This is a genomic window from Limnohabitans sp. Rim8 (assembly GCF_945869175.1).
Lineage (GTDB): Bacteria > Pseudomonadota > Gammaproteobacteria > Burkholderiales > Burkholderiaceae_C > Limnohabitans_A.
In genome coordinates, this window is record NZ_CAMBNZ010000010.1 from 16120 (window position 1) to 37411 (window position 21292).

The window sequence follows — 21292 nt, forward strand, 5'->3', positions numbered from 1 at the left end:
TTCAGCCGGTGGTCTGTGGGCAGGCGCTGGCCGACTGGATCACGCCGCCGCCCAAACACACCTCACCGTCGTACAGCACGGCGCTTTGGCCAGGCGTGACCGCCCATTGGGGATCGCTGAATGACAGCTCAAAGCCCCTTGACCCATCGGGCATGCCCAGCGCTTGCAGGTCGCAGGCTGCATCGGTTTGACGGTAGCGGGTCTTGGCGGCATAAGCGCCCGGCGCCGGGGCCTCGCCGGTGCACCAGCTCACATCGGTGGCTTGCAATTGGGGTGACAGCAGCCAGGGGTGTTCATGGCCTTGCACCACCCACAAGGTGTTGTTGGGAATGTCTTTGCGGGCCACAAACCAAGGGGTGTGTTCGCCCGCGCCCCGCAAACCGCGTGCTTGCAAGGCTTTCATGTCTGCGCCTTTGGCCTTGAGGCCGCCAATGCCCAGGCCCTGGCGCTGGCCCAGGGTGTAAAAGCTCAGGCCCACATGCTGGCCAATGGTGCGCCCTGATGGGTCTTTGATGGGGCCGGGTTCTTTGCTGATGTAGCGGTTCAAAAACTCGCGGAAGGGCCGCTCCCCAATGAAGCAGATGCCGGTCGAGTCTTTTTTCCGGGCGTTGGGCAGGCCAATCTCTTCGGCGATGCGGCGCACCTCGGTCTTGTTCAGTTCACCCACCGGAAACAGTGTGTTGGACAACTGCGCCTGGTTCAGGCGGTGCAAAAAGTAGCTTTGGTCTTTGCTGGGGTCCAGACCCTTGAGCAGCTCGTGGCGACCTGTCGTTGTATTGAGCCGTACCCGCGCGTAATGGCCGGTGGCGATTTTTTCAGCCCCCAAGCGCATGGCGTGGTCCAGGAATGACTTGAATTTGATCTCGGCGTTGCACAGGATGTCCGGGTTGGGCGTGCGCCCTGCTTGGTACTCGCGCACAAACTCCGAAAAAACCCGATCTTTGTAATCGGCTGCAAAATTGACATGCTCGATCTCGATACCCAGCACATCCGCTACGGCAGCAGCATCCACAAAGTCGATGTTGGACGCGCAGTATTCGCTGTCGTCGTCGTCTTCCCAATTTTTCATGAAGATGCCCACGACGTCATGGCCCTGTTGTTTGAGCAAATGGGCAGTGACAGCGGAGTCGACGCCGCCGGACAAACCGACGACCACACGGGTGGAATGGGACATGGCACCATTATCCCGCGATGGCTTGGATGGCCCGACAGGGGTGCAAATTTATAATGCCCAATGGATCCACATCAATGAATCAAAACTGCACTTGGTGCCATTACGGCAGAACTTTCCTGCGCGATGTCGCGCAGGGGATGTTCATCATCACCCACAGTGGATTGGCCATGGTGGGTTTGACCGCGCTCGCATTGGTGCTGGCCTTGTGGCTCCATCCGCAATGGCTGCATTCGGCAGAAGGGGCGGTTGTCAATTGGTTGCGCGATCGCCAAGTGCTGCTGTCCTGGCTGCCCCAAGACACGACAGAGCGTGCCACCGCCATGCGTTTGCAAGATCTGCCCAAGCCCCAGGCTGCGGTGGCCGAGTGGCTGGCCCGCAAATACAAAGTGGCCCCAGAGCCTTTGGCCGCTTTGGTGGCCGAGTCCTATGCTTTATCGAAAAAAACCAAGTTGGCCCCCCATTTCATCTTGGCGGTGATCGCCATTGAGTCGAACTTTCACCCCTATGTGCAAAGTCAAGCCGGGGCCCAAGGCCTGATGCAGGTGGTGACCGAGATCCATGCCAAACGCTACGAAGCATATGGTGGACGCCTCGCCGCCTTCGATCCGATTGCCAATGTGCGCGTGGGTGTGGCCGTGCTCGCCGATGCCGTCAAGATAAGAGGGGGCTCAGTGGAAGAGGGCCTCAAATTCTATTTGGGGGGTTATGCCCTGACACAAGATGGCGGTTACGTGGCCAAAGTGTTGGCCGAGCAGGCGCAATTGGATGGGGTGGCCGCCGGGAACAAACCGGTTTTACCTTGAAGGCGCAAAAGCGGTGGTCACCGTCAGAATGAACGGGGCTTCACTCCTTGATAAGGCGTTCAGGCCTGTAAGGGTGGCAAATGGGCGACAGCCGGGTCGGTGTGGATCACGGTCAGTGGAAAGCGTTGTCCAGCCAAGTGGTCTTCCATACAACGCAAAACCAAGGGGCTGCGGTGTTGGTCGGCACTGGCACGCACTTCGTCAGGGGTCATCCAGAGGGTGCGCACAATGCCGTGGTCGAGCTTCAGGTGGGCTTGCAAGGCCCCGATATCGCCGCAAAAGGCCATGCGCAGGTAGGTGATGTCCTCGCCAGTGGTGGGGCGCTGAAAGCGCGACAAGTAAATACCCACTAACGCTGTAGGCCTGAAAGGATGGGCTGTTTCTTCCAGGGCTTCACGGGCACAGCCCTCAGCAGGCGATTCACCCGGGTCCAGATGACCGGCCGGGTTGTTCAGGCGCAAGCCTTCTGGGGTGTGTTCTTCGATCAACAGGTATCGGCCCTCTTTTTCAATGATGGCGGCGACCGTGACATTGGGTTTCCAGCGTGTGTCCATGCTGGTGATTATCGATGTTCTTGCCAGAAAAACCTTGACATCGGTTAAGCTGGAGGATTGGTTATTTTTGATGGATTGAGCGAGGAGACAAACATGCAATCAGGCGATACCGCCGCCACGCCTCAGCGCATTGGCGTGCCCAAAGAGATTTTCATGGGCGAAAAACGGGTGGCCACGGTCCCCGATGCGGTGACCAAACTGGTCAAACTTGGCTTTGCCGTGGTGGTGGAGCAAGGTGCGGGCGAGCTGGCCGACCTCTCGGATGCGGCTTATGTCGAAGCCGGCGCCACGATTGCGCCCAGCGCAGCGGCCCTTTGGAGCGGCTGCGACATCGTCTTCAAGGTGCGCGCGCCAACGACCGAAGAAGTGGCCTTGATGCACGAAGGCCAGACGCTGATCGGCTTTTTGTGGCCCGCCCAAAACCCCGATTTGATGCAACAGCTCGCGGCCAAAAAGGTCACAGCCCTGTCGATCGACGCCCTGCCCCGCACACTCAGCCGCGCCCAGAAAATGGACGCGCTGACCTCGATGGCCGGTGTGAGCGGTTACCGCGCTGTGGTCGAATCGGCCAATGCCTTTGGCCGTTTCTTCAACGGCCAGATCACGGCCGCAGGCAAAGTGCCCCCAGCCAAAGTGTTTATCGCTGGTGCCGGTGTGGCCGGTTTGGCCGCGATTGGCGCGGCTGCCAGTTTGGGCGCCATTGTGCGCGCCAACGACACCCGTGCCGAAGTGGCCGACCAGGTCGTGTCGCTCGGCGGTGAATTCGTCAAAGTGGACTATGAAGAAGAAGGCTCGGGCGGCGGCGGTTACGCCAAGGTCATGAGCGAAGGCTTTCAGGCCGCACAGCGCGAGATGTACGCCAAACAAGCCAAAGAATGCGACATCATCATCACCACCGCGTTGATTCCCGGCAAACCCGCCCCCAAACTGATCACCGCCGAGATGGTCAAGAGCATGAAGCCAGGCAGCGTGATCGTGGACATGGCCGCCGAGCAAGGCGGTAACTGCGAACTGACCGAGCCGGGCCAGTCGGTGGTCAAGCACGGCGTGACCATCGTGGGCTTCACCGACTTGGCCTCGCGCATGGCACGCCAGTCTTCCACCTTGTATGGCACCAACCTGTTCCGTTTGACCGAGGAACTGTGCAAGACCAAAGATGGCGTGATCAACGTCAACATGCAAGACGACGCCATCCGGGGTCTGACCGTGATCAAAAACGGCGAAATCACCTGGCCTGCGCCGCCTTTGGTCGCTGCGCCCAAGCCTGCGCCTAAGCCCGCTGCTGCGCCTGCAGCCAAAAAAGGCCACGGCCATGGAGAGCCCTCAGGACCCATGCCTTTGGGCCAATTGCTCACCGTTTCGGCCGTGGCCGCTGTGTTGCTGGTGCTGGTGGGTGCCTATGCGCCGGCTGCTTTCCTGTCGCACTTCACGGTGTTTGTGTTGGCCTGTTTTGTGGGCTACATGGTGGTCTGGAACGTCAAGCCTGCGCTGCACACCCCGTTAATGAGCGTGACCAACGCCATCAGCTCCATCATCGCCATTGGCGCTTTGGTGCAGATATCGCCCCTGGCTGCGGCTGGGCGTCCCAACACACTGATCGCCATCTTGGCTGCTTTGGCTTTGGTGCTCACCGCCATCAACATGTTTGGCGGCTTCGCCGTGACCCAGCGCATGCTGGCCATGTTCCGAAAATAATGATTTTGGGGACAGATCTTCAGCTCTGTCCCCAGCTGATTGAGAAAAGAGACCTTCATGACCTCTAGCCTTTCAACGGTCGCCTACATTGGCGCAACCATTCTCTTCATCCTCAGCCTGGGCGGTTTGTCCAACCAGGAAACCGCACGCCGCGGCAACTTCTACGGCATGATCGGCATGAGCTTGGCCGTGCTGGCCACGGTGTTTGGCCCGCAAGTTACAACCGAGGGCATCCCCATGATTTTGGGCGCCATGCTGTTGGGCGCGATCATTGGCCTGTATGCGGCGCGCAAAGTGCAGATGACCCAAATGCCCGAGCTGGTGGCACTCATGCACAGCATGGTCGGCATGGCGGCGGCGCTGGTGGGTTATGCCACGTATGTGGACCCTGAAGCCGCCAAAAATCTGGACAGCGCAGCGCATGCCATCCACGCAGGTGAAATTTACATCGGCATCTTCATTGGTGCTGTGACTTTTTCCGGCTCGGTGGCGGCATTTGGGAAGTTGTCTGGCCGCATCGGCGGCAGCCCTTTGTTGTTGCCCGCTCGCCACTGGCTCAACTTGGCGGGTTTGATTGCGGTGATTTACTTTGGCCGTGAGTTCATGAATGCCCATACGGTGCAAGAAGGCATGCTGCCCTTGGTCATCATGACCGCCATCGCTTTGCTGTTTGGTATCCACATGGTCATGGCCATTGGCGGCGCCGACATGCCGGTGGTGGTGTCCATGCTCAACAGCTATTCCGGCTGGGCCGCCGCGGCCACCGGCTTCATGCTGAGCAACGATTTGCTGATCGTGATCGGGGCCTTGGTCGGCTCCAGCGGTGCCATCTTGTCTTACATCATGTGCAATGCCATGAACCGCAGTTTCATCAGCGTGATCGCTGGCGGCTTTGGCACCACCGCTGCTGCGCCCAAGGCTGCAGGTGATGCGGCTGAACCGGTGGGCGAGGTCAACCCCATTTTGGCTGCCGAAACAGCCGAGATGCTGCGCGAGGCCAAGAACGTGATCGTGGTGCCCGGTTACGGCATGGCGGTGGCGCAGGCCCAACACACGGTGTTTGAAATCACCAAGCACCTGCGCGAAAAAGGCGTGAACGTGCGCTTTGGCATCCACCCCGTTGCCGGCCGCATGCCTGGCCACATGAACGTGTTGCTGGCCGAAGCCAAAGTCCCTTACGACATCGTGTTCGAAATGGATGAACTCAACGACGACTTCCCGGACACCGACGTGGCCATCGTCATCGGTGCCAACGACATCGTGAACCCGGCCGCGCAAGACGACCCGACCAGCCCGATTGCCGGCATGCCGGTGCTCGAAGTCTGGAAGGCCCGCACCAGCATCGTGATGAAGCGCTCCATGGCCAGCGGCTATGCCGGTGTGGACAACCCGCTCTTTTACAAAGACAACAACCGCATGTTGTTTGGCGATGCCAAAAAGATGCTCGACGAGGTGCTGATGGCCCTGAAGTCCTAAGACATCCGCGCATCGGTAAAAACGAGGGGGTGAACATTGTTCACTCCCTTTTTTGGGCGTAAACCCCGAGGTTTTCAATGTCAGTCAGGCGTCAGATTTACGGTAGACTGAACCGCAGGAGAACCCGATATGAACGCAAATCCGATTTGGCTCAAGAGTTACCCCGAAGGTGTCCCCGCCGACATTGACCCGACCCAATACAGCTCCTTGGTCGGTTTGCTCGAAGAGAGTTTTTCCAAGTATTCAGAACGCGTCGCTTACAGCTTCATGGGCAAAGATTTCAGCTTTGCCCAGGTCGACCAAGAAAGCTTAGGCATGGCGGCTTACCTGCAGTCTTTGGGCATGAACAAAGGCGACCGGGTGGCCATCATGATGCCCAATGTGCCGCAGTACCCGGTGGCGGTGGCCGCTGTTTTGCGTGCGGGTTTTGTGGTGGTGAATGTCAACCCTTTGTACACCGCCCGGGAACTGGAGCATCAGCTCAAGGATTCGGGTGCCAAAGCGATCGTGATCATCGAAAATTTTGCAGCCACACTCGAAAAATGCATCGCGCAAACCCCCGTGCAGCACGTGGTGTTGGCCGCGATGGGCGACCGTTTGGGCCTGCTCAAAGGCAGCTTGGTCAATTACGTGGTGCGCAGTGTCAAGAAGTTGGTGCCCGCCTTCAATTTGCCGCAAGGCGTTCGATTCAACGAGGCCTTGAGCAAGGGGCGGCAACTGGCATTTCGCAAACCCGAACTCTCGGCCGATGACATCGCTGTCTTGCAGTACACCGGGGGCACCACGGGTGTGTCCAAAGGCGCTGTGCTGTTGCACCGCAATGTGATCGCCAACGTCTTGCAGTCGGAGGCCTGGAACGAGCCCGCGATGAAACGCCTGCCAGCGGGCCAGCAACCCACCTCGGTCTGCGCCTTGCCGCTGTACCACATCTTCGCGTTCACGGTGAACATGATGCTGGGTTTGCGCATGGGCGGTAAAACGATTTTGATCCCCAATCCGCGCGACTTGCCTGCGGTGCTCAAAGAACTGTCCAAGCACACCTTCCACAGCTTCCCTGCTGTCAACACCTTGTTCAATGGCTTGGCCAACCACCCTGACTTTGGCACGGTGAATTGGTCGAATCTCCTGGTGTCTTTGGGCGGTGGCACGGCTGTCACTCCCAATGTGGCCAAGTTGTGGTTAGAGAAAACCGGTTGCCCTGTTTGCGAAGGCTATGGCCTGTCTGAAACCAGCCCCTCGGCCAGTTGCAACCCCACCATCAGCAAGTCGTTCACGGGCACGATTGGTGTGCCAATTCCTGGCACCTTCATGAAGCTGCTGGACGATGAGGGTCAAGAGGTGACGACACCTGGCATGCCTGGCGAGATCGCCATCAAAGGCCCACAGGTCATGGCCGGTTATTGGCAACGCCCAGACGAAACCGCCAAGGTCATGACGGCCGATGGCTTCTTCAAATCGGGTGATGTGGGCACCGTCGATGAGCGTGGCTACTTCAAGATTGTGGACCGCAAGAAAGACATGATTTTGGTCAGCGGCTTCAACGTCTACCCCAACGAGGTGGAAGAAGTGGCATCGGCTTGCCCTGGCGTGCTCGAGTGCGCGGCCATTGGTGTGCCCGACGAAAAAACCGGCGAGACGGTGAAGTTGGTGGTAGTCAAAAAAGATCCCGCCTTGACCGCCGAGCAGATCATGGCCTACTGCCGCGAAAACATGACCGCTTACAAGCAGCCTCGCGTGATCGAGTTCCGTGATGAGCTGCCCAAGACTCCCGTGGGCAAAATTTTGCGGCGCGAGTTGCGCAACAAAGTTTGACTTTGATCTGACCCGGATGCGCCGGGACAACCTCCAGCGGCCACCATTTCAATGTTAGCCGTTTTCAATGGGCGGCCTGTTTTGAGACAAGCACCAAGGAGTGACCCCCAGTGCAACGTGGCTTGACGGTCGGCGGTGACCGCTTTGACTCGACCACTGCCGAAAGCTTGGCCCTGCGACCACGCAACTGCGTTCGCTTTACTTGAGCCAGCCGCGACGGCGGAAATACCACATGGGCACCACGGCACTGGCCACCATCAGGGCCAATGCGTAAGGGTAGCCCCAGGTTTGCGACAGTTCGGGCATGTACTGGAAGTTCATGCCATACAGGCTGGCAATCAAGGTGGGGGGCAACAAGGCCACGCTGGCCACAGAGAAGATTTTGATGATCTTGTTCTGGTTGATGTTGATGAAACCCACGGTCGCGTCCATCAAGAAGTTGATCTTGTCGAACAAAAAGGCCGTGTGCGAGTCCAGCGAGTCGATGTCGCGCATGATCTGTCGCGCGTCTTCAAACTGTTCGGCGTTGAGCATCTTGGAGCGCATCATGAAGCTCAGAGCACGGCGCGTGTCCATCACGTTGCGACGAATGCGCCCGTTCATGTCCTCTTGGCGAGCAATGGCGCCCAGCACTTCGCTGGCCATGGCGTCGGTCACGTCGCCAGACAGCACGGTATTGCCCACTTTTTCAAGTTGGTCGTAAATGCCTTCCAGCGTGTCAGCCGAATATTCGGCATCGGCGTCAAACAGCTTGAGCAGCACTTCTTTGGCGTCTTCGATCAGCCCGGGCGCTCGGCGCGCACGCATGCGCAGCAGGCGAAAAACCGGCACGTCTTCGTCGTGGATAGAGAACAGCACGCCCTGGCTGCGCAAGTTGGCGTTGTGCTGGTTCAAGATGAAGGCGCAGCGGACGGTGCGGGGCTCGTCATCGTCGGCGATCAAAAAGTCGGAGCGGATGTGCAACTCGCCGTTGTCTTCTTCGTAAAAGCGGGCCGATTCTTCAATGTCCTCGTCCATCGCATCTTCCGGGATGGACAAGCCGAAGTATTGTTTGATCCACCGTTTTTCTTCTACGGTGGGCGACTCCAGGTCGACCCAGATGGGCTGAAAGCGGGAAAGTTCTTCCAGTGACTCGATCTCTTCTTGAAAGAGACGGCCGTTGGCGAGGGTAAAGATGTTGAGCATGGCGAATCCGAAAAATGGCCAAGTGCCAAAAGTTCAAAGGGGCGGCGAAGTGTTCTTTGCAGCTTTCGAACGATGGGCAGGGTGCTCAATGCGTCCGAAAGCTACCGACTCGGGGTAGTTTCCACAGCGTTATGTCTCCAAAAAATAGCTGTTGAATTATCGCACCGGATAGCCCGCCGGTGGGCTTTGCGGGCTGCGATTTCGTGGCCCTGGGCCTCAGGTGTTAGGTTCAGTTCATTCATCTGCACCGACCCATGACCCCTCATTTGACCCCGCGGCGAGAGCGCTGGCTGCTCTTCACGCTGGCTGGCATCCAGTTCACCCATATTCTCGATTTCATGATCATGATGCCATTGGGGCCGCAATTCACGGCCTTGTTTGACATCAGCAATGCCCAATTTGGTTTGTTGGTCTCGGCCTACACCCTGTCGGCAGGCCTGTCAGGCTTGATGGCCTCCACCTACATTGAGCGTTTTGACCGCAAGCCATTGCTGTTGAGCATGTACACCCTGTTTGGGCTGGCCACGCTGGCGTGTGGACTGGCGCCCGACTATGTTTGGTTGATGGTGGCGCGTGTGGCGGCGGGTTTGTTCGGCGGGGTGCTGTCTGCTTTGTCCCAGACCATCGTGGCCGATGTGATCCCTTTTGAGCGACGGGGCCGAGCCATGAGCGTGGTGATGACTTCGTTTTCGGTGTCCACGGTGGCGGGCGTTCCTTTGGGTCTGTTTTTGGCAGCCAACCTGAGCTGGCATGCGCCTTTCTTTGGCATTGCTGTGTTGGTGGGCTTGCTGGCGTTGGGTGCTTGGCAAACCTTGCCCCGGCTGGACGCCCACTTGCACCATCCCGAGCGGGTGAGCGTGTGGCGGGGCATTGGCCAAGTGCTGGTGGAGCCTAACCACCTGAAAGCCTTTGGTGTATCGGGCCTGATGATGTTTGCCGGCTTCACGGTCATTCCTTACATCACGATTTACCTGCAATCGAATGCTGGCATGCAAACCCATCAAGTGCCTTGGATTTACCTGTGTGGTGGCGTGGCCACTTTGCTCAGTGCCCGTTATTTCGGCCGCCTGACGGACCGGGTGGGCAAGGTGAAGGTGTTTCAGCGTTTGGTTTTGGCGGTGACGCTGCCGTTGATGGCCAGCACCCTGTCTCAGGGCTTGCCTCTTTGGGGCTTGCTGGTGGTTTCGACCTTGTTATTTACCATGATGAGTGGCCGCATGATCCCCGGCATGGCCATGATTTCTTCTGCTGTGGAACCGCGTTTGCGCGGGACCTTCATGACCCTCAACTCGGCGGTTCAGTCTGCTTCGATGGGCTTGGCGGCCTTGATCGGCGGACTCATCATTGGTCGCGATTCGCAAGGTCAGCTCACTGGGTACTGGATCGCCGGTTTGTTGGGCGTTGCCGCCAGCTGCCTCAGTGCCTGGCTGGCCGGGCGCTTGCGGATGCACAGTGCGCCCGTGGCATCGAGCAACGTGACTTGACGCAACTCCTGTTTGGTTTCAAACAGCACGATAGCACCAAAAACAGTCTGCAGGCCCAATCGTCATGGTCTTTTCGGGTTTAACCCGCGACGCCTTGCTTTTCGAGTCGACGGGGCGCATAGTGGGCTTGAGCCACCCCGACGGTGGTTTCGGAGCCCTGCTCAGGCAGGGCTTTTTCACCCTGAATCCATGGAGACGACGACTATGAACTTGATCATCAGCGGGCATCATCTCGAAGTGACCCCAGCTTTGCGCCAATACGTCACGGGGAAACTCGACCGAATCACCCGGCATTTCGACCAAGTGGTGGACGTCAAAGTGCTTCTGACCGTCGAAAAGCAAAAAGAAAAAGAAAAACGCCAACGTGCTGAATGCAATATCCATGTCAAAGGCAGCGACCTGTTCGCTGAAAGTGCCCATGAAGATTTGTATGCTGCCGTGGATGAGCTGGTGGACAAACTGGACCGCCAAGTCGTGAAACACAAAGACCGCATCACCGAACACCACCACAGTGCCCCCAAACGCATGATGTGAGAGCGTTGGCTTTGTGTCCAAACCGGGGCCACAATTTGTGGCCCTTTTATATGGGCGAAAAAAATGGGCCAAGGCGCTTCAAATGGCGAGGCAAAAAGTCGCGTCCGGTCACGAAAAAGTGGGGGCCCTTGGACAAGGTGCATAATCCGGCCTCGAACATGAACCGTCTTTCATCCATATTGCCAGTTGCCCAAGTTCTTGTTGGTGTGGAAGCCACCAGCAAGAAACGCGCATTTGAAGAAGCCGGACTTCTCTTTGAGAACCTGCACGGTTTGTCTCGCGCGCTGGTCACCGACAGCCTTTTTGCCCGGGAGCGATTGGGCTCCACCGGTTTGGGTCATGGCGTGGCCATTCCGCATGGTCGCATCAAGGGCCTGAAAGCCCCCATGGCTGCCGTTTTTCAGTTGGCTCAGCCCATTGGTTTTGACGCCCCTGACGAGCAACCGGTCAATTTGTTGATTTTCTTGTTGGTCCCTGAGGCCGCCACACAAAAGCACCTGGAAATTCTCTCGGAGATCGCCGAATTACTGAGCGACACTGTTTTGCGTGACAACATCAAGAACAGCACCGTTCAAGCCAACCTTCACCAATTGATTGCGCAGTGGCAGTCTGCCCAAACCGTCTGATCGACTGAGCACGGTGTTTTGGCGATGAAACCGACCGTCATCAGCGCAGACCTCTTGTTTGAAGACCACCGACACAGCCTCAAGTGGCAATGGGTGGCGGGTTTGGGGGCTTCCGAGCGCCGGTTCGACGAGGTGGCTGTGCGCGAAGCCCGATCGGGTGCCGATTTGGTGGGTTATCTCAATTACATCCACCCGTACCGGGTTCAGATTTTGGGGCCACGCGAAGTGGCCTACTTGAGCAATGCCACGCCCGAAGACTGTGCAAGGCGCATTGCCCGCATCGTCACGTTGGAGCCGCCGATGTTGGTGTTGGCCGATGGCCAAGCAGCGCCCGACGCCCTGCTCTCGATGTGCGAGCGCGCACAAATTCCGATGTTTTCGACCGACCAGTCCTCGGCGTTTGTCATCGATGTGCTGCGGGCCTACTTGTCCAAACACTTTGCCGACCGCACGACCATGCATGGCGTGTTCATGGACATTTTGGGCATGGGGGTCCTGATCACTGGCGAATCCGGCTTGGGTAAAAGCGAGCTGGGACTGGAGCTGATTTCGCGTGGCAATGGCTTGGTGGCCGATGATGCCGTGGACATGTACCGCATCAACCAAACCACCATCGAGGCGCGGTGCCCCGATTTGCTGCAAAACTTGCTCGAAGTGCGTGGCATTGGTTTGCTGGACATTCGGGCCATTTTTGGCGAGACGGCGGTTCGCCGCAAGATGCGCCTGAAGCTGATCGTTCACTTGGTGCGCAAAGAAACGCTGGAACGTGACTATGAGCGCTTGCCTTCGGAGCCCTTGGTCCAGGATATTTTGGGGATTCCGGTTCGGAAAGTGGTGATTCAAGTGGTCGCGGGCCGCAACATCGCGGTGTTGGTGGAAGCCGCTGTGCGCAACACGATTTTACAATTGCGCGGCATTGACACCTACCAGGAATTCATTGATCGGCAGCGGCGCGCCATGGAGTGAGCGCCGCCGGCCCTCAGCGTTGGTGATGAGGGCAGGGTTTTCGTGTGCAATGCGCGTACAGACTCAAGGCGTGGTCGGCGATCACAAAACCTTTGGCTTCGGCCACGGCTTGTTGGCGTGACTCGATCTCAGGGTCGTAAAACTCTTCTACCCGTCCGCAATCCAGGCACACCATGTGGTCGTGGTGCTGGCCTTCGTTGAGTTCATAAACCGCTTTGCCGCTTTCAAAGTGGTTGCGGCTCAAAATTCCGGCTTGCTCAAACTGCATCAGCACCCGGTAAACCGTGGCCAAGCCCACGTCGGTGTTGTCCAGCAACAGGTGCCGGAAAACATCTTCCGCCGTCATGTGCCGTTGCGCGCCACTTTGGAATATTTCCAGAATTTTCAGGCGCGGCAATGTGGCTTTCAGACCATTGTTTTTCAGTTCGTCAATTTGGCTCATGGTCTAGGGCGTCTGGGTGGTTGCCAACGGCGCAGGCTTGGAGCTACCGCTACAATGAGCTGATCATATCGGCCAGTCCTCAACCATGACAGCATCCCTGACTTTCCCTGCGACAGGCGCTCGCCTGGCCATGCTCTACATGTGCGCCGGTTTGGCCGGTTGTGGCAGCATCGCCAACTTCAGCCAGGACACGTTCAAGCCCTATGTTCCTGAGGTGGTACAGGGCAATTTTGTTTCCAAAGAGCAGCGACAGGCCATCGTTGCCGGCATGTCGCGTGCACAGGTCAAGGACATTTTGGGCACGCCTTTGGTGACCAGTCTGTTCCATGCTGACCGTTGGGATTACACCTTCAGCATCCGGCGCCAGGGTGTATCCCCTCAGAGTTTTCAGCTCACTGTCTTTTTCAAGAACGATGTCGTGAGTTCGGTGGACAGTGGCGACTTGCCCAGTGAGTCCGAGTTTGTCGACCGCTTGCGTGTGCAACGCAAAGCGGCTCCCGCGACCAACTTGCAGGCCAGCGAGGAAGACTTGAAGAAATTCCCGGTCAATCCAGCCCCAACCAGTCCCCAGCCTGCGGCCAGCTTGCCCGCCAGTTACCCCCCCTTGGAGCCAGCACCCCGCTGAGGGGTGTATTGCCTTTCTTGGTGTCCGAGGGTGTGCCCCATTTTCATAGAAACGACATGACTCAATTGACTCGCTTGCCCATCGCCGTTGCTGGAGCCTCTGGCCGCATGGGGCATATGCTCATTGAAGCCATCATGGCCACTGAAGACTGCCAACTGGCCGGTGCGCTCGACATCGCCGCCAGCCCAGCGCTTGGGCAAGATGCGGCTGCCCATTTGGGCAAGTCCAGTGGTGTGGTGGTCACCTCGGACTTGCACGCAGGCCTGCAGAACGCCGGTTGTTTGATTGACTTCACCCGGCCAGAAGGCACACTGGCCCATTTGAAGGTTTGCCGCGAATTGGGCGTCAAAGCCGTGATTGGCACGACCGGTTTCACCGATGCGCAAAAAGCCGAAATTGCCGAAATCGCCAAAGACATCGCCATCATCATGGCCCCCAACATGAGCGTGGGCGTCAACGTCACGCTCAAGTTGTTGCAAATGGCCGCCAAAGCCATGTCCACAGGCTACGACATCGAAATCATCGAAGCCCACCACCGCCACAAGGTGGACGCGCCATCTGGCACGGCCCTCAAAATGGGTGAAGTCATGGCGGAGGCACTTGGCCGTGACTTGAAAGAGTGCGCCGTTTACGAACGCTACGGCCACACCGGTGAGCGGGATCCTTCCACCATTGGTTTTTCCACCATCCGTGGCGGCGACATTGTGGGTGACCACACGGTGTTGTTTGCCGGCATTGGAGAGCGCATCGAAGTGACCCACAAATCGTCGAGTCGCTCAACCTACGCGCAAGGCAGTTTGCGGGCTGTGCGTTACCTGGCCACCCAGCAGCGCGGTTTGTTTGACATGTTTGATGTGTTGAACTTGCGCTGATGGCACCACCAAGGCTGCCATGAACCTCAACGACTTTTTGCTCCACAGCGACCTGGTCAGCCGCGTTCTGGCCCTGATTTTGTTGGTTTTGTCTGTGGGCAGCTGGGTGGTGATGGTCTGGAAATGGCGCTTGCTTTCTCGTGTGGGCGTGGACATGCGCCGAAGCATCGCCGCTTTTTGGCAAGCCCCGGCGTTCGATGACGCCCGACAACGGGTGGCTCAGTTTGACCGTGACAACTGCCTTTCCCCCTTGCTCGAAGCCACATTGCTGCCCGTGGGCGGGACGTTGGCTTGTGCCGGTGAACGCCAAGCCCAACTGACCCGGGTGTTGCGCGATGCCCTTCAAACGGTGGTGAAACGCCTGCAGTGGGGGCAGCTTTGGTTGGCTACCGCTGGTTCCATTTCGCCTTTTGTGGGACTTTTGGGCACCGTCTGGGGTATTTTTAACGCGCTCACCGGCATCGCCGATGGCGGCCAATTGACCATCGACAAAGTGGCGGGCCCTGTGGGCGAAGCCCTCATCATGACGGCGGCAGGCTTGGCTGTGGCCATTCCCGCCGTCTTGGGCTACAACGTTTTGGGGCGGCAAGTGAACCAGGTCGAGGCCGAGCTGGAAGGCTTCGCCCACGATTTGCGTGGTCTGCTGTCTGACCCGCAGGACTGAGCCATGGCCTTTGGACGACTGCACACGCACAAACCAGACGCCCCCATGAGCGAGATCAATGTTACCCCCATGGTGGACGTGATGCTGGTTTTGCTGGTCATTTTCATCATCACAGCGCCCTTGATGACCAGCGCGATCCGACTGGATTTGCCCCAAAGCGAGGGTGCAGAGACCGGCGCAGCGCCTTTGGCTGTCACTTTGGTGGTGGACGCGCAAGGGGACTTGTTCTTGAACGACAAGCCCATCACCCCCGAAGCCCTGCGTCAGCGCCTGTCCGATGCGGCCCGGCGCAACCCCAACACCGAGCTGGAACTGCGGGCTGACCAGTCGGTGCCTTACGGCCGGGTGGTGGAGGCCATGGGCCTGGCCCAAAAAGCGGGCCTGTCGCGCATCGGTTTTGTTGCCCAGACGCCGTCCGTCCCCAAGCGCTGACCGGTCAAGCCCGCGAACCAAGACACACGATGCCACCAAGGCGGGTCACCCGTCCTGCGGGTCACCAACGCCGATCAACCCATCCAGAACAACATGCGCGCCAGCCTACAATTGCAGGCTATGCAAGACAAGTACAACCACCTCGAAGTCGAACCCGCAGCGCAGTCCCGCTGGACGGCCCGCGATGCCTACCGCGTCACCGAAGACGCCAGCAAAAAGAAGTTTTACGCCTGCTCCATGCTGCCTTACCCCAGCGGCAAGCTGCACATGGGCCATGTGCGTAACTACACCATCAACGACATGCTCACGCGCAGCCTGCGCATGAAGGGCTTCAACGTCTTGATGCCCATGGGCTGGGACGCGTTTGGCTTGCCGGCCGAGAACGCCGCCTTGAAAAACGGCGTGCCCCCCGCCAAGTGGACCTGCGACAACATCGCCTACATGAAAAAGCAGATGCAGGCGATGGGTTTGGCGGTGGACTGGTCGCGCGAAGTGGCGACTTGCGATCCGACCTATTACAAGTGGAACCAGTGGTTGTTCCTCAAAATGCTGGACAAAGGCATCGCTTACCGCAAGACCCAAGTTGTGAACTGGGACCCGGTGGACCAGACGGTGCTGGCCAACGAACAGGTGATCGACGGCAAGGGTTGGCGCACGGGTGCCCCGGTGGAAAAGCGTGAAATTCCGGGCTATTACCTGAACATCACGGCTTATGCCCAAGAGTTGCTTGACCATGTGCAGATCGGCAACGACAAGGCGACGCTGAACGGTTGGCCCGACAAGGTGCGCCTGATGCAGGAGAACTGGATCGGCAAAAGTGAAGGCGTGCGTTTTGCATTTCCGCACAGCATTGCAGGCGCTGACGCTGCTTTGATCGGTGACGGGAAGATGTACGTCTTCACCACCCGCGCCGACACGATCATGGGTGTGACCTTTTGCGCGGTGGCCGCCGAACATCCGCTGGCGCTGCACGCGGCCACACACAACGCCGCCCTGGCTGCATTCCTCGAAGAATGCAAAACCGGTGGCACCACGGAAGCCGAGTTGGCCACCCAAGACAAAAAGGGCATGGCCACAGGCCTGTTCGTCACGCACCCCTTGACTGGCGCGAAGGTCGAGGTCTGGGTGGGCAATTACGTGCTGATGAGCTATGGCGACGGCGCTGTGATGGGCGTGCCGGCGCACGATGAGCGTGACTTCGCTTTTGCTTTGAAGTACGACTTGCCTATTCGTCAGGTGGTTGGCCTGGCTCCGGCCGTGGCGGGCTTGGCCTCCGGTTCGTCAGTCGCAGGCTCCGATTCCTCTGCGGCGGCCAGCCCTACAACGGCCTCCGTTTTGGGTGCAGGTGGTGCTGCATTTGATGCGAGTGCCTGGCAGGAGTGGTACGCGACCAAAAACGGTGTTTGTGTCAACTCTGGTGCGCTCGATGGTCTGAGCTTCAAGGCAGCGGCCAACAAGGTGGCTGAACTGCTGGCCGCCAAAGGTTTGGGCGAGAAGAAAACCACCTGGCGTCTGCGCGACTGGGGCGTGAGCCGCCAACGCTACTGGGGCACGCCGATCCCCATCATCCATTGCGAAGAACACGGCGCGGTGCCGGTGCCTGAAAAAGACCTGCCTGTGGTGCTGCCGCAAGACTGCATTCCTGACGGTTCGGGCAATCCGTTGCACAAGCACGAAGGCTTCCATGCGGGGGTCACTTGCCCTGTTTGCGGCAAAGCAGCCCGGCGTGAGACCGACACCATGGACACCTTTGTGGATTCGTCCTGGTACTTTATGCGCTATTGCGACCCGACCAATGCCGAGGCCATGGTGGCAGGCGGCACCGATTACTGGATGCGGGATCAGCACCAAGCCAAGGGCGGCAGCGGCATGGACCAGTACATCGGTGGTATCGAGCACGCCATCTTGCACCTGCTGTACGCGCGTTTTTGGACCAAGGTCATGCGCGACCTGGGTTTGGTCAAGGTCGATGAGCCTTTCACCAAGCTGCTCACGCAAGGCATGGTGCTGAACCACATTTATTCGCGCCGCACGGCCAAGGGTGGCAAGGATTATTTCTGGCCGCACGACGTCGAGCATGTGCTCGACGAGACCGGCAAGGTCATCGGTGCCAAGCTGAAGAACGAAGCGGACAGTGGCGATGGCCGTTTGCCCGTGGGCACCGCCATCGACTATGAAGGCGTGGGCACCATGTCCAAGTCGAAGAACAACGGCGTGGATCCTCAAGACCTGATCGAAAAATACGGTGCCGACACCGCACGTCTGTACACTATGTTCACCGCACCGCCCGAAGTGACGCTGGAGTGGAACGACGCGGCCGTGGAAGGCAGCTACCGCTTTTTGCGCCGCGTTTGGAACTTCGGATTCAAACACCACGCGCTGCTGCGCTCGGCCACAGCCCTAAACCTGAGCCAAGCGGTTTTGGGTGACTCGGCCAAGACCTTGCGCCGCGAAATGCATCTGGTGCTCAAGCAAGTGGGCTATGACTACGAGCGCATGCAATACAACACCGTGGTCTCGGGTTGCATGAAGCTGCTCAATGCATTGGAAGACTTCAAACCCGATGGCAGCGCAGGGGACACTGCCGTCCTGTGCGAAGGCGTTTCGCTCTTGATGCGCATGCTGTACCCCGCCTGCCCACACATCACCGATGCCCTCTGGCAAGAGCTGGGCTATGCGCAAGCTGTGGGTGAGTTGCTCGATGCGCCTTGGCCCACGGTGGACGAGTCGGCTTTGGAGCGCGATCAGATCGAATTGATGCTGCAGATCAACGGCAAACTGCGCGGTGCCATTTGGGTACCGGCCGCCGCCGACAAGGCACAGATCGAAGCCGCGGCCTTGGCCAGTGAAGCCTTTGTCAAGCAAGCCGCAGGCGCTGCCCCCAAAAAGGTCATCGTCGTGCCCGGTCGCTTGGTCAACATCGTCGTTTAACGCCAGCATGCCACCCGCACGCCGATCTTTTTTGAGTGCTTTGAGCTTCGGGCTGGTTTCAGCCGGCTTGGCGGGCTGCGGGTTTCAGTTGAGACAAACCAACGATTTTGCGTTCAAGACCTTGTACGCGAACTTCTCGACCACCTCCCCTTTGGGGGTGGAGCTGCGGCGCAATTTGTTGGGTACGGGACGCGTCGTGCTGTTGACCGAGCCCCAAGACATGCAAAAGGCCGATGCCATTCTCGACATCCTGAGCGAAGAACGCCAGCAGGTGCCCGTGAGTGTGAGCGCTACAGGCCAGGTGCGCGAGTTGCAACTGCGCTTGCGTGTGCGGTTTCGTTTGCGCACGCCGCAGGGTGTCGAACTGATCGAGTCCGTTGAGCTTTTTCAACAACGCGACTTGAGTTTCACCGAGTCAGCGGCGCTGTCGAAAGAAATCGAGCAAGGCATTTTGTACCGCGACATGCAGACCGACATCGTGCAGCAGATCATGCGCAGGTTGTCTGCGGCCAAGTTGCGCAGCCTGCCTTCGGTACCCAAGCCTTGACGCAGGCGCACTGAGCAGTCTCATGCAATTGGCCCTTCCCCAGTTGACGGCGCACCTGCAAAAAGGTTTGCGCAGCTTGTACGTTTTGCACGGTGATGAGGCCTTGCTGATCCAGGAGGCCGCCGACGCCATCCGCGCGAGCGCACGGGCGCAGGGCTACACCGAGCGCAGCGTGCACACCGTGTCCGGTGCGCATTTCGACTGGAGCGAGGTGCTGGCCGCAGGCGGTTCACTGAGCTTGTTTGCCGACAAACAAATCGTGGAGCTGCGCATCCCATCCGGCAAGCCCGGCAAAGAGGGCAGCACCGCTGTCCAGCAAATCGTCGCGTCTGCACAGGGCAACGACAGCACGCTGACCCTGGTGTTGTTGCCACACTTGGACGCCCCCACCCGCAAAGGAGCCTGGTTTGGTGCACTCGAAAACGGCGGCGTGTCGATCCAGGTCGATCCTGTGGCGCGCAACGCCTTGCCCCAGTGGATCGCGCAGCGCTTGCAGCAGCAGGGCCAGCGTGTGGTGGCGGGCGAAGAGGGCCAGCGCACCTTGCATTTTTTTGCCGACCGCGTAGAGGGCAATTTGCTCGCTGCCCACCAAGAGATTCAAAAACTCGGTTTGCTTCATCCCCCCGGCGAGCTCAGCCAAGCGCAAGTCGAGTCTGCCGTGGTCAATGTGGCCCGTTACGACGTGTTCAAGCTGTCCGAGGCGGTGTTGTCTGGTCAGGTCGCTCGGGTGCAACGCATGCTCGATGGTTTGCAGGCCGAGGGCGAGGCCGCAGTGTTGGTGCATTACACCTTGGCCGAAGACATCCGCGCCTTGAAACGCGTGAAAGACGCCATCGCCAACGGCAAACCCATGCCCATGGCCTTGCGCGAGCAGCGGGTCTGGGGACCTCGTGAACGTTTGTTTGAGCGCGTGTTGCCCCGCATGACCGAAGCCCGTCTGAATGGCCTCTTGCAAGCGGCCCACCAGGTGGATGGGATCGTCAAAGGCCTGAAAGTGCCCGAATGGCCGAGCGACGGCTGGCAAGCCCTACAGCGTCTGGCCGTGCGCTTTTCCCGCTTTTGCGTTGTCCGCTGATTCGGCCGAAGGGCGCCCCTGCACCCACCCGGTTGGCATCTGCGAAAATGATCAAATGACTGAAATGAACACTGCCGAACATGTCCGGGCCCTGGGCCAGCAGGCCAAACAGGCCTCTGCCTTGATGGCCAAGGCGTCTGCGGCCACGAAAAAAAAGGCTTTGCGCCATTTGGCCGCTTTGCTGCGTGAGAACACCCAAGCCCTGCAGCAAGACAACGCCCAAGATCTGGTCCGAGCCCAGGCCAATGGCCTGGCCGAACCTCTGGTGGACCGCCTGCGCCTGACCCCCAAGGTGCTGGAAACCTGTGCCCAAGGCTGCGAGCAGTTGGCGGCCATGCCCGATGTGATCGGTGAGGTCCTGGGCATGAAGCAAATGCCCAGTGGCATCCGGGTGGGCCAGATGCGGGTGCCCATTGGTGTGTTCGGCATGATTTTCGAGAGTCGCCCCAATGTGACGATCGAGGCGGCCAGCCTGTCGATCAAGAGCGGCAACGCCTGCATTTTGCGCGGTGGCTCCGAGGCGATTGAATCGAACAAGGCATTGGCCAAACTGGTGCAGCAGGCCTTGACCGAAAGCGGCTTGCCCGTGCAGGCGGTGCAACTGGTGCAAACCACCGACCGCGCCGCCGTGGGCCAACTCATCACCATGCCGCAGTTTGTGGACGTGGTCATCCCACGCGGCGGCAAGGGCCTGATCGCGCGCATCAGCGCCGAAGCCAAGGTGCCTGTCATCAAGCATCTGGACGGCAATTGCCACACCTATGTCGACGATCCGTGTGACATTGACATGGCCGTGAAGGTGGCCGACAACGCCAAAACCCAAAAATACAGCCCCTGCAATGCGAGCGAAAGCCTGTTAGTGGCGCGTGGCGTGGCGGCAGATTTTTTGCCCAAAATCGGTGTCATCTATGCCGTCAAAGGTGTGGAAATGCGCTGCTGCCCCAAGGCCAAGGCCATCTTGAGCCAGGTCACCGGAGCCAAGCTCCAAGACGCCACCGAGCAGGACTGGTTTGAGGAATACCTCGCGCCCATCATCAGTATCAAGGTGGTCGAGGGCTTGGACGAGGCGATCGCGCACATCAACCACTACAGCAGCCACCACACGGACGCCATCCTGACGCGCGACCACATGCACGCCCAGCGCTTTTTGCGCGAGGTCGATTCGGCCAGCGTCATGGTCAACGCCAGCACCCGCTTTGCCGATGGTTTTGAATACGGGCTGGGTGCCGAAATTGGCATCAGCACCGACAAATTCCACGCCCGGGGCCCGGTGGGCATCGAGGGCCTGACCTCGCTCAAGTACGTTGTGCTGGGCGAGGGCGAGGTGCGTTCTTGACCGTCCAAGCCTGTGTGTTGCGGCACACAGCGCCTTCGCAGGTATCGGCTGGGTGCTTG

The 21292-nt window shown here is 58.9% G+C and carries 20 protein-coding genes; 16 read left to right on the plus strand and 4 right to left on the minus strand.

Annotation, left to right across the window (positions count from 1 at the left end):
• Position 1 precedes the first annotated feature (1 nt).
• Positions 2-1174: a tRNA 2-thiouridine(34) synthase MnmA gene (mnmA, locus tag Q0O19_RS02965; protein WP_295519930.1), complete on the minus strand. Its 1173-nt coding sequence runs from the start codon at positions 1172-1174 to the stop codon at positions 2-4.
• Positions 1175-1248: 74 nt separating this feature from the next.
• On the opposite strand from mnmA, the gene Q0O19_RS02970 reads away from it, so the two are divergent.
• Complete coding sequence (locus tag Q0O19_RS02970) at positions 1249-1977, plus strand: lytic transglycosylase domain-containing protein (protein ID WP_295519932.1); 729 nt, start codon at positions 1249-1251, stop codon at positions 1975-1977.
• A 59-nt stretch (positions 1978-2036) separates the two neighbouring features.
• Here the strand turns inward: Q0O19_RS02970 and Q0O19_RS02975 are convergent, their stop codons facing one another.
• Positions 2037-2531 (minus strand): NUDIX hydrolase, encoded by a 495-nt coding sequence (locus tag Q0O19_RS02975; protein ID WP_295519934.1) that lies wholly within the window; start codon positions 2529-2531, stop codon positions 2037-2039.
• A 93-nt stretch (positions 2532-2624) separates the two neighbouring features.
• On the opposite strand from Q0O19_RS02975, the gene Q0O19_RS02980 reads away from it, so the two are divergent.
• The 3 genes from Q0O19_RS02980 to Q0O19_RS02990 all read left to right on the plus strand — a co-directional run bounded on the left by Q0O19_RS02980 (position 2625) and on the right by Q0O19_RS02990 (position 7514).
• Positions 2625-4226, plus strand: a complete 1602-nt coding sequence (locus Q0O19_RS02980) for a Re/Si-specific NAD(P)(+) transhydrogenase subunit alpha (RefSeq protein ID WP_295519935.1) — start codon at positions 2625-2627, stop codon at positions 4224-4226.
• Between the two features lie 57 nt (positions 4227-4283).
• The gene (gene pntB, locus Q0O19_RS02985) at positions 4284-5702 is read left to right on the plus strand and encodes a Re/Si-specific NAD(P)(+) transhydrogenase subunit beta (RefSeq protein ID WP_295519937.1); all 1419 of its coding nucleotides are present in this window, start codon (positions 4284-4286) and stop codon (positions 5700-5702) included.
• Between the two features lie 129 nt (positions 5703-5831).
• Complete coding sequence (locus Q0O19_RS02990) at positions 5832-7514, plus strand: long-chain-fatty-acid--CoA ligase (RefSeq protein ID WP_295519939.1); 1683 nt, start codon at positions 5832-5834, stop codon at positions 7512-7514.
• 198 nt (positions 7515-7712) lie between these two features.
• On the opposite strand, the gene corA is transcribed toward Q0O19_RS02990, so the two are convergent.
• The gene (gene corA, locus Q0O19_RS02995; protein WP_295519941.1) at positions 7713-8699 is read right to left on the minus strand and encodes a magnesium/cobalt transporter CorA; all 987 of its coding nucleotides are present in this window, start codon (positions 8697-8699) and stop codon (positions 7713-7715) included.
• Between the two features lie 254 nt (positions 8700-8953).
• Here corA and Q0O19_RS03000 point away from each other — a divergent pair, with 254 nt between their 5' ends.
• The 4 genes from Q0O19_RS03000 (at position 8954) to hprK (ending at position 12309) form a co-directional block, all read left to right on the plus strand.
• Positions 8954-10183, plus strand: a complete 1230-nt coding sequence (locus Q0O19_RS03000; RefSeq protein WP_295519943.1) for an MFS transporter — start codon at positions 8954-8956, stop codon at positions 10181-10183.
• Between the two features lie 204 nt (positions 10184-10387).
• Positions 10388-10717 (plus strand): ribosome-associated translation inhibitor RaiA, encoded by a 330-nt coding sequence (raiA, locus tag Q0O19_RS03005; RefSeq protein WP_295519944.1) that lies wholly within the window; start codon positions 10388-10390, stop codon positions 10715-10717.
• A gap of 158 nt (positions 10718-10875) precedes the next feature.
• Entirely contained in the window at positions 10876-11343 is a 468-nt protein-coding gene (locus Q0O19_RS03010; protein ID WP_295519945.1) for a PTS sugar transporter subunit IIA, read from the plus strand.
• 24 nt (positions 11344-11367) lie between these two features.
• A complete protein-coding gene (gene hprK, locus Q0O19_RS03015) occupies positions 11368-12309 on the plus strand; it encodes an HPr(Ser) kinase/phosphatase (RefSeq protein WP_295519947.1) in 942 nt (313 codons plus the stop codon).
• A 13-nt stretch (positions 12310-12322) separates the two neighbouring features.
• Here hprK and fur read toward each other — a convergent pair whose 3' ends face one another.
• Positions 12323-12751, minus strand: a complete 429-nt coding sequence (fur, locus tag Q0O19_RS03020; protein ID WP_295519948.1) for a ferric iron uptake transcriptional regulator — start codon at positions 12749-12751, stop codon at positions 12323-12325.
• An 85-nt stretch (positions 12752-12836) separates the two neighbouring features.
• On the opposite strand from fur, the gene Q0O19_RS03025 reads away from it, so the two are divergent.
• From Q0O19_RS03025 to Q0O19_RS03060, 8 genes are all read left to right on the plus strand, one after another.
• The gene (locus Q0O19_RS03025) at positions 12837-13376 is read left to right on the plus strand and encodes an outer membrane protein assembly factor BamE (RefSeq protein WP_295519950.1); all 540 of its coding nucleotides are present in this window, start codon (positions 12837-12839) and stop codon (positions 13374-13376) included.
• Positions 13377-13432: 56 nt separating this feature from the next.
• Positions 13433-14248: a 4-hydroxy-tetrahydrodipicolinate reductase gene (gene dapB / locus Q0O19_RS03030; RefSeq protein WP_295519951.1), complete on the plus strand. Its 816-nt coding sequence runs from the start codon at positions 13433-13435 to the stop codon at positions 14246-14248.
• A gap of 19 nt (positions 14249-14267) precedes the next feature.
• Positions 14268-14912, plus strand: coding sequence for a MotA/TolQ/ExbB proton channel family protein (locus Q0O19_RS03035; protein WP_295519953.1), 645 nt, complete (start codon positions 14268-14270; stop codon positions 14910-14912).
• Between the two features lie 3 nt (positions 14913-14915).
• Complete coding sequence (locus Q0O19_RS03040; RefSeq protein ID WP_295519955.1) at positions 14916-15344, plus strand: biopolymer transporter ExbD; 429 nt, start codon at positions 14916-14918, stop codon at positions 15342-15344.
• A gap of 120 nt (positions 15345-15464) precedes the next feature.
• Positions 15465-18275: a class I tRNA ligase family protein gene (locus tag Q0O19_RS03045; protein WP_295519976.1), complete on the plus strand. Its 2811-nt coding sequence runs from the start codon at positions 15465-15467 to the stop codon at positions 18273-18275.
• 7 nt (positions 18276-18282) lie between these two features.
• The gene (gene lptE / locus Q0O19_RS03050) at positions 18283-18822 is read left to right on the plus strand and encodes an LPS assembly lipoprotein LptE (RefSeq protein ID WP_295519957.1); all 540 of its coding nucleotides are present in this window, start codon (positions 18283-18285) and stop codon (positions 18820-18822) included.
• A gap of 22 nt (positions 18823-18844) precedes the next feature.
• Positions 18845-19897 (plus strand): DNA polymerase III subunit delta, encoded by a 1053-nt coding sequence (gene holA, locus Q0O19_RS03055; protein WP_295519959.1) that lies wholly within the window; start codon positions 18845-18847, stop codon positions 19895-19897.
• A 55-nt stretch (positions 19898-19952) separates the two neighbouring features.
• Entirely contained in the window at positions 19953-21233 is a 1281-nt protein-coding gene (locus Q0O19_RS03060; RefSeq protein WP_295519961.1) for a glutamate-5-semialdehyde dehydrogenase, read from the plus strand.
• Positions 21234-21292 lie beyond the last annotated feature (59 nt).

Excerpts from the sequence above, each read along its gene's own strand:
- mnmA (WP_295519930.1), bottom strand. The coding sequence starts at position 1,174 with ATGTCCCATTCCACCCGTGTGGTCGTCGGTTTGTCCGGCGGCGTCGAC.
- Q0O19_RS02970 (WP_295519932.1), top strand. The coding sequence starts at position 1,249 with ATGAATCAAAACTGCACTTGGTGCCATTACGGCAGAACTTTCCTGCGC.
- Q0O19_RS02975 (WP_295519934.1), bottom strand. The coding sequence starts at position 2,531 with ATGGACACACGCTGGAAACCCAATGTCACGGTCGCCGCCATCATTGAA.
- Q0O19_RS02980 (WP_295519935.1), top strand. The coding sequence starts at position 2,625 with ATGCAATCAGGCGATACCGCCGCCACGCCTCAGCGCATTGGCGTGCCC.
- pntB (WP_295519937.1), top strand. The coding sequence starts at position 4,284 with ATGACCTCTAGCCTTTCAACGGTCGCCTACATTGGCGCAACCATTCTC.
- Q0O19_RS02990 (WP_295519939.1), top strand. The coding sequence starts at position 5,832 with ATGAACGCAAATCCGATTTGGCTCAAGAGTTACCCCGAAGGTGTCCCC.
- corA (WP_295519941.1), bottom strand. The coding sequence starts at position 8,699 with ATGCTCAACATCTTTACCCTCGCCAACGGCCGTCTCTTTCAAGAAGAG.
- Q0O19_RS03000 (WP_295519943.1), top strand. The coding sequence starts at position 8,954 with ATGACCCCTCATTTGACCCCGCGGCGAGAGCGCTGGCTGCTCTTCACG.
- raiA (WP_295519944.1), top strand. The coding sequence starts at position 10,388 with ATGAACTTGATCATCAGCGGGCATCATCTCGAAGTGACCCCAGCTTTG.
- Q0O19_RS03010 (WP_295519945.1), top strand. The coding sequence starts at position 10,876 with ATGAACCGTCTTTCATCCATATTGCCAGTTGCCCAAGTTCTTGTTGGT.
- hprK (WP_295519947.1), top strand. The coding sequence starts at position 11,368 with ATGAAACCGACCGTCATCAGCGCAGACCTCTTGTTTGAAGACCACCGA.
- fur (WP_295519948.1), bottom strand. The coding sequence starts at position 12,751 with ATGAGCCAAATTGACGAACTGAAAAACAATGGTCTGAAAGCCACATTG.
- Q0O19_RS03025 (WP_295519950.1), top strand. The coding sequence starts at position 12,837 with ATGACAGCATCCCTGACTTTCCCTGCGACAGGCGCTCGCCTGGCCATG.
- dapB (WP_295519951.1), top strand. The coding sequence starts at position 13,433 with ATGACTCAATTGACTCGCTTGCCCATCGCCGTTGCTGGAGCCTCTGGC.
- Q0O19_RS03035 (WP_295519953.1), top strand. The coding sequence starts at position 14,268 with ATGAACCTCAACGACTTTTTGCTCCACAGCGACCTGGTCAGCCGCGTT.
- Q0O19_RS03040 (WP_295519955.1), top strand. The coding sequence starts at position 14,916 with ATGGCCTTTGGACGACTGCACACGCACAAACCAGACGCCCCCATGAGC.
- Q0O19_RS03045 (WP_295519976.1), top strand. The coding sequence starts at position 15,465 with ATGCAAGACAAGTACAACCACCTCGAAGTCGAACCCGCAGCGCAGTCC.
- lptE (WP_295519957.1), top strand. The coding sequence starts at position 18,283 with ATGCCACCCGCACGCCGATCTTTTTTGAGTGCTTTGAGCTTCGGGCTG.
- holA (WP_295519959.1), top strand. The coding sequence starts at position 18,845 with ATGCAATTGGCCCTTCCCCAGTTGACGGCGCACCTGCAAAAAGGTTTG.
- Q0O19_RS03060 (WP_295519961.1), top strand. The coding sequence starts at position 19,953 with ATGACTGAAATGAACACTGCCGAACATGTCCGGGCCCTGGGCCAGCAG.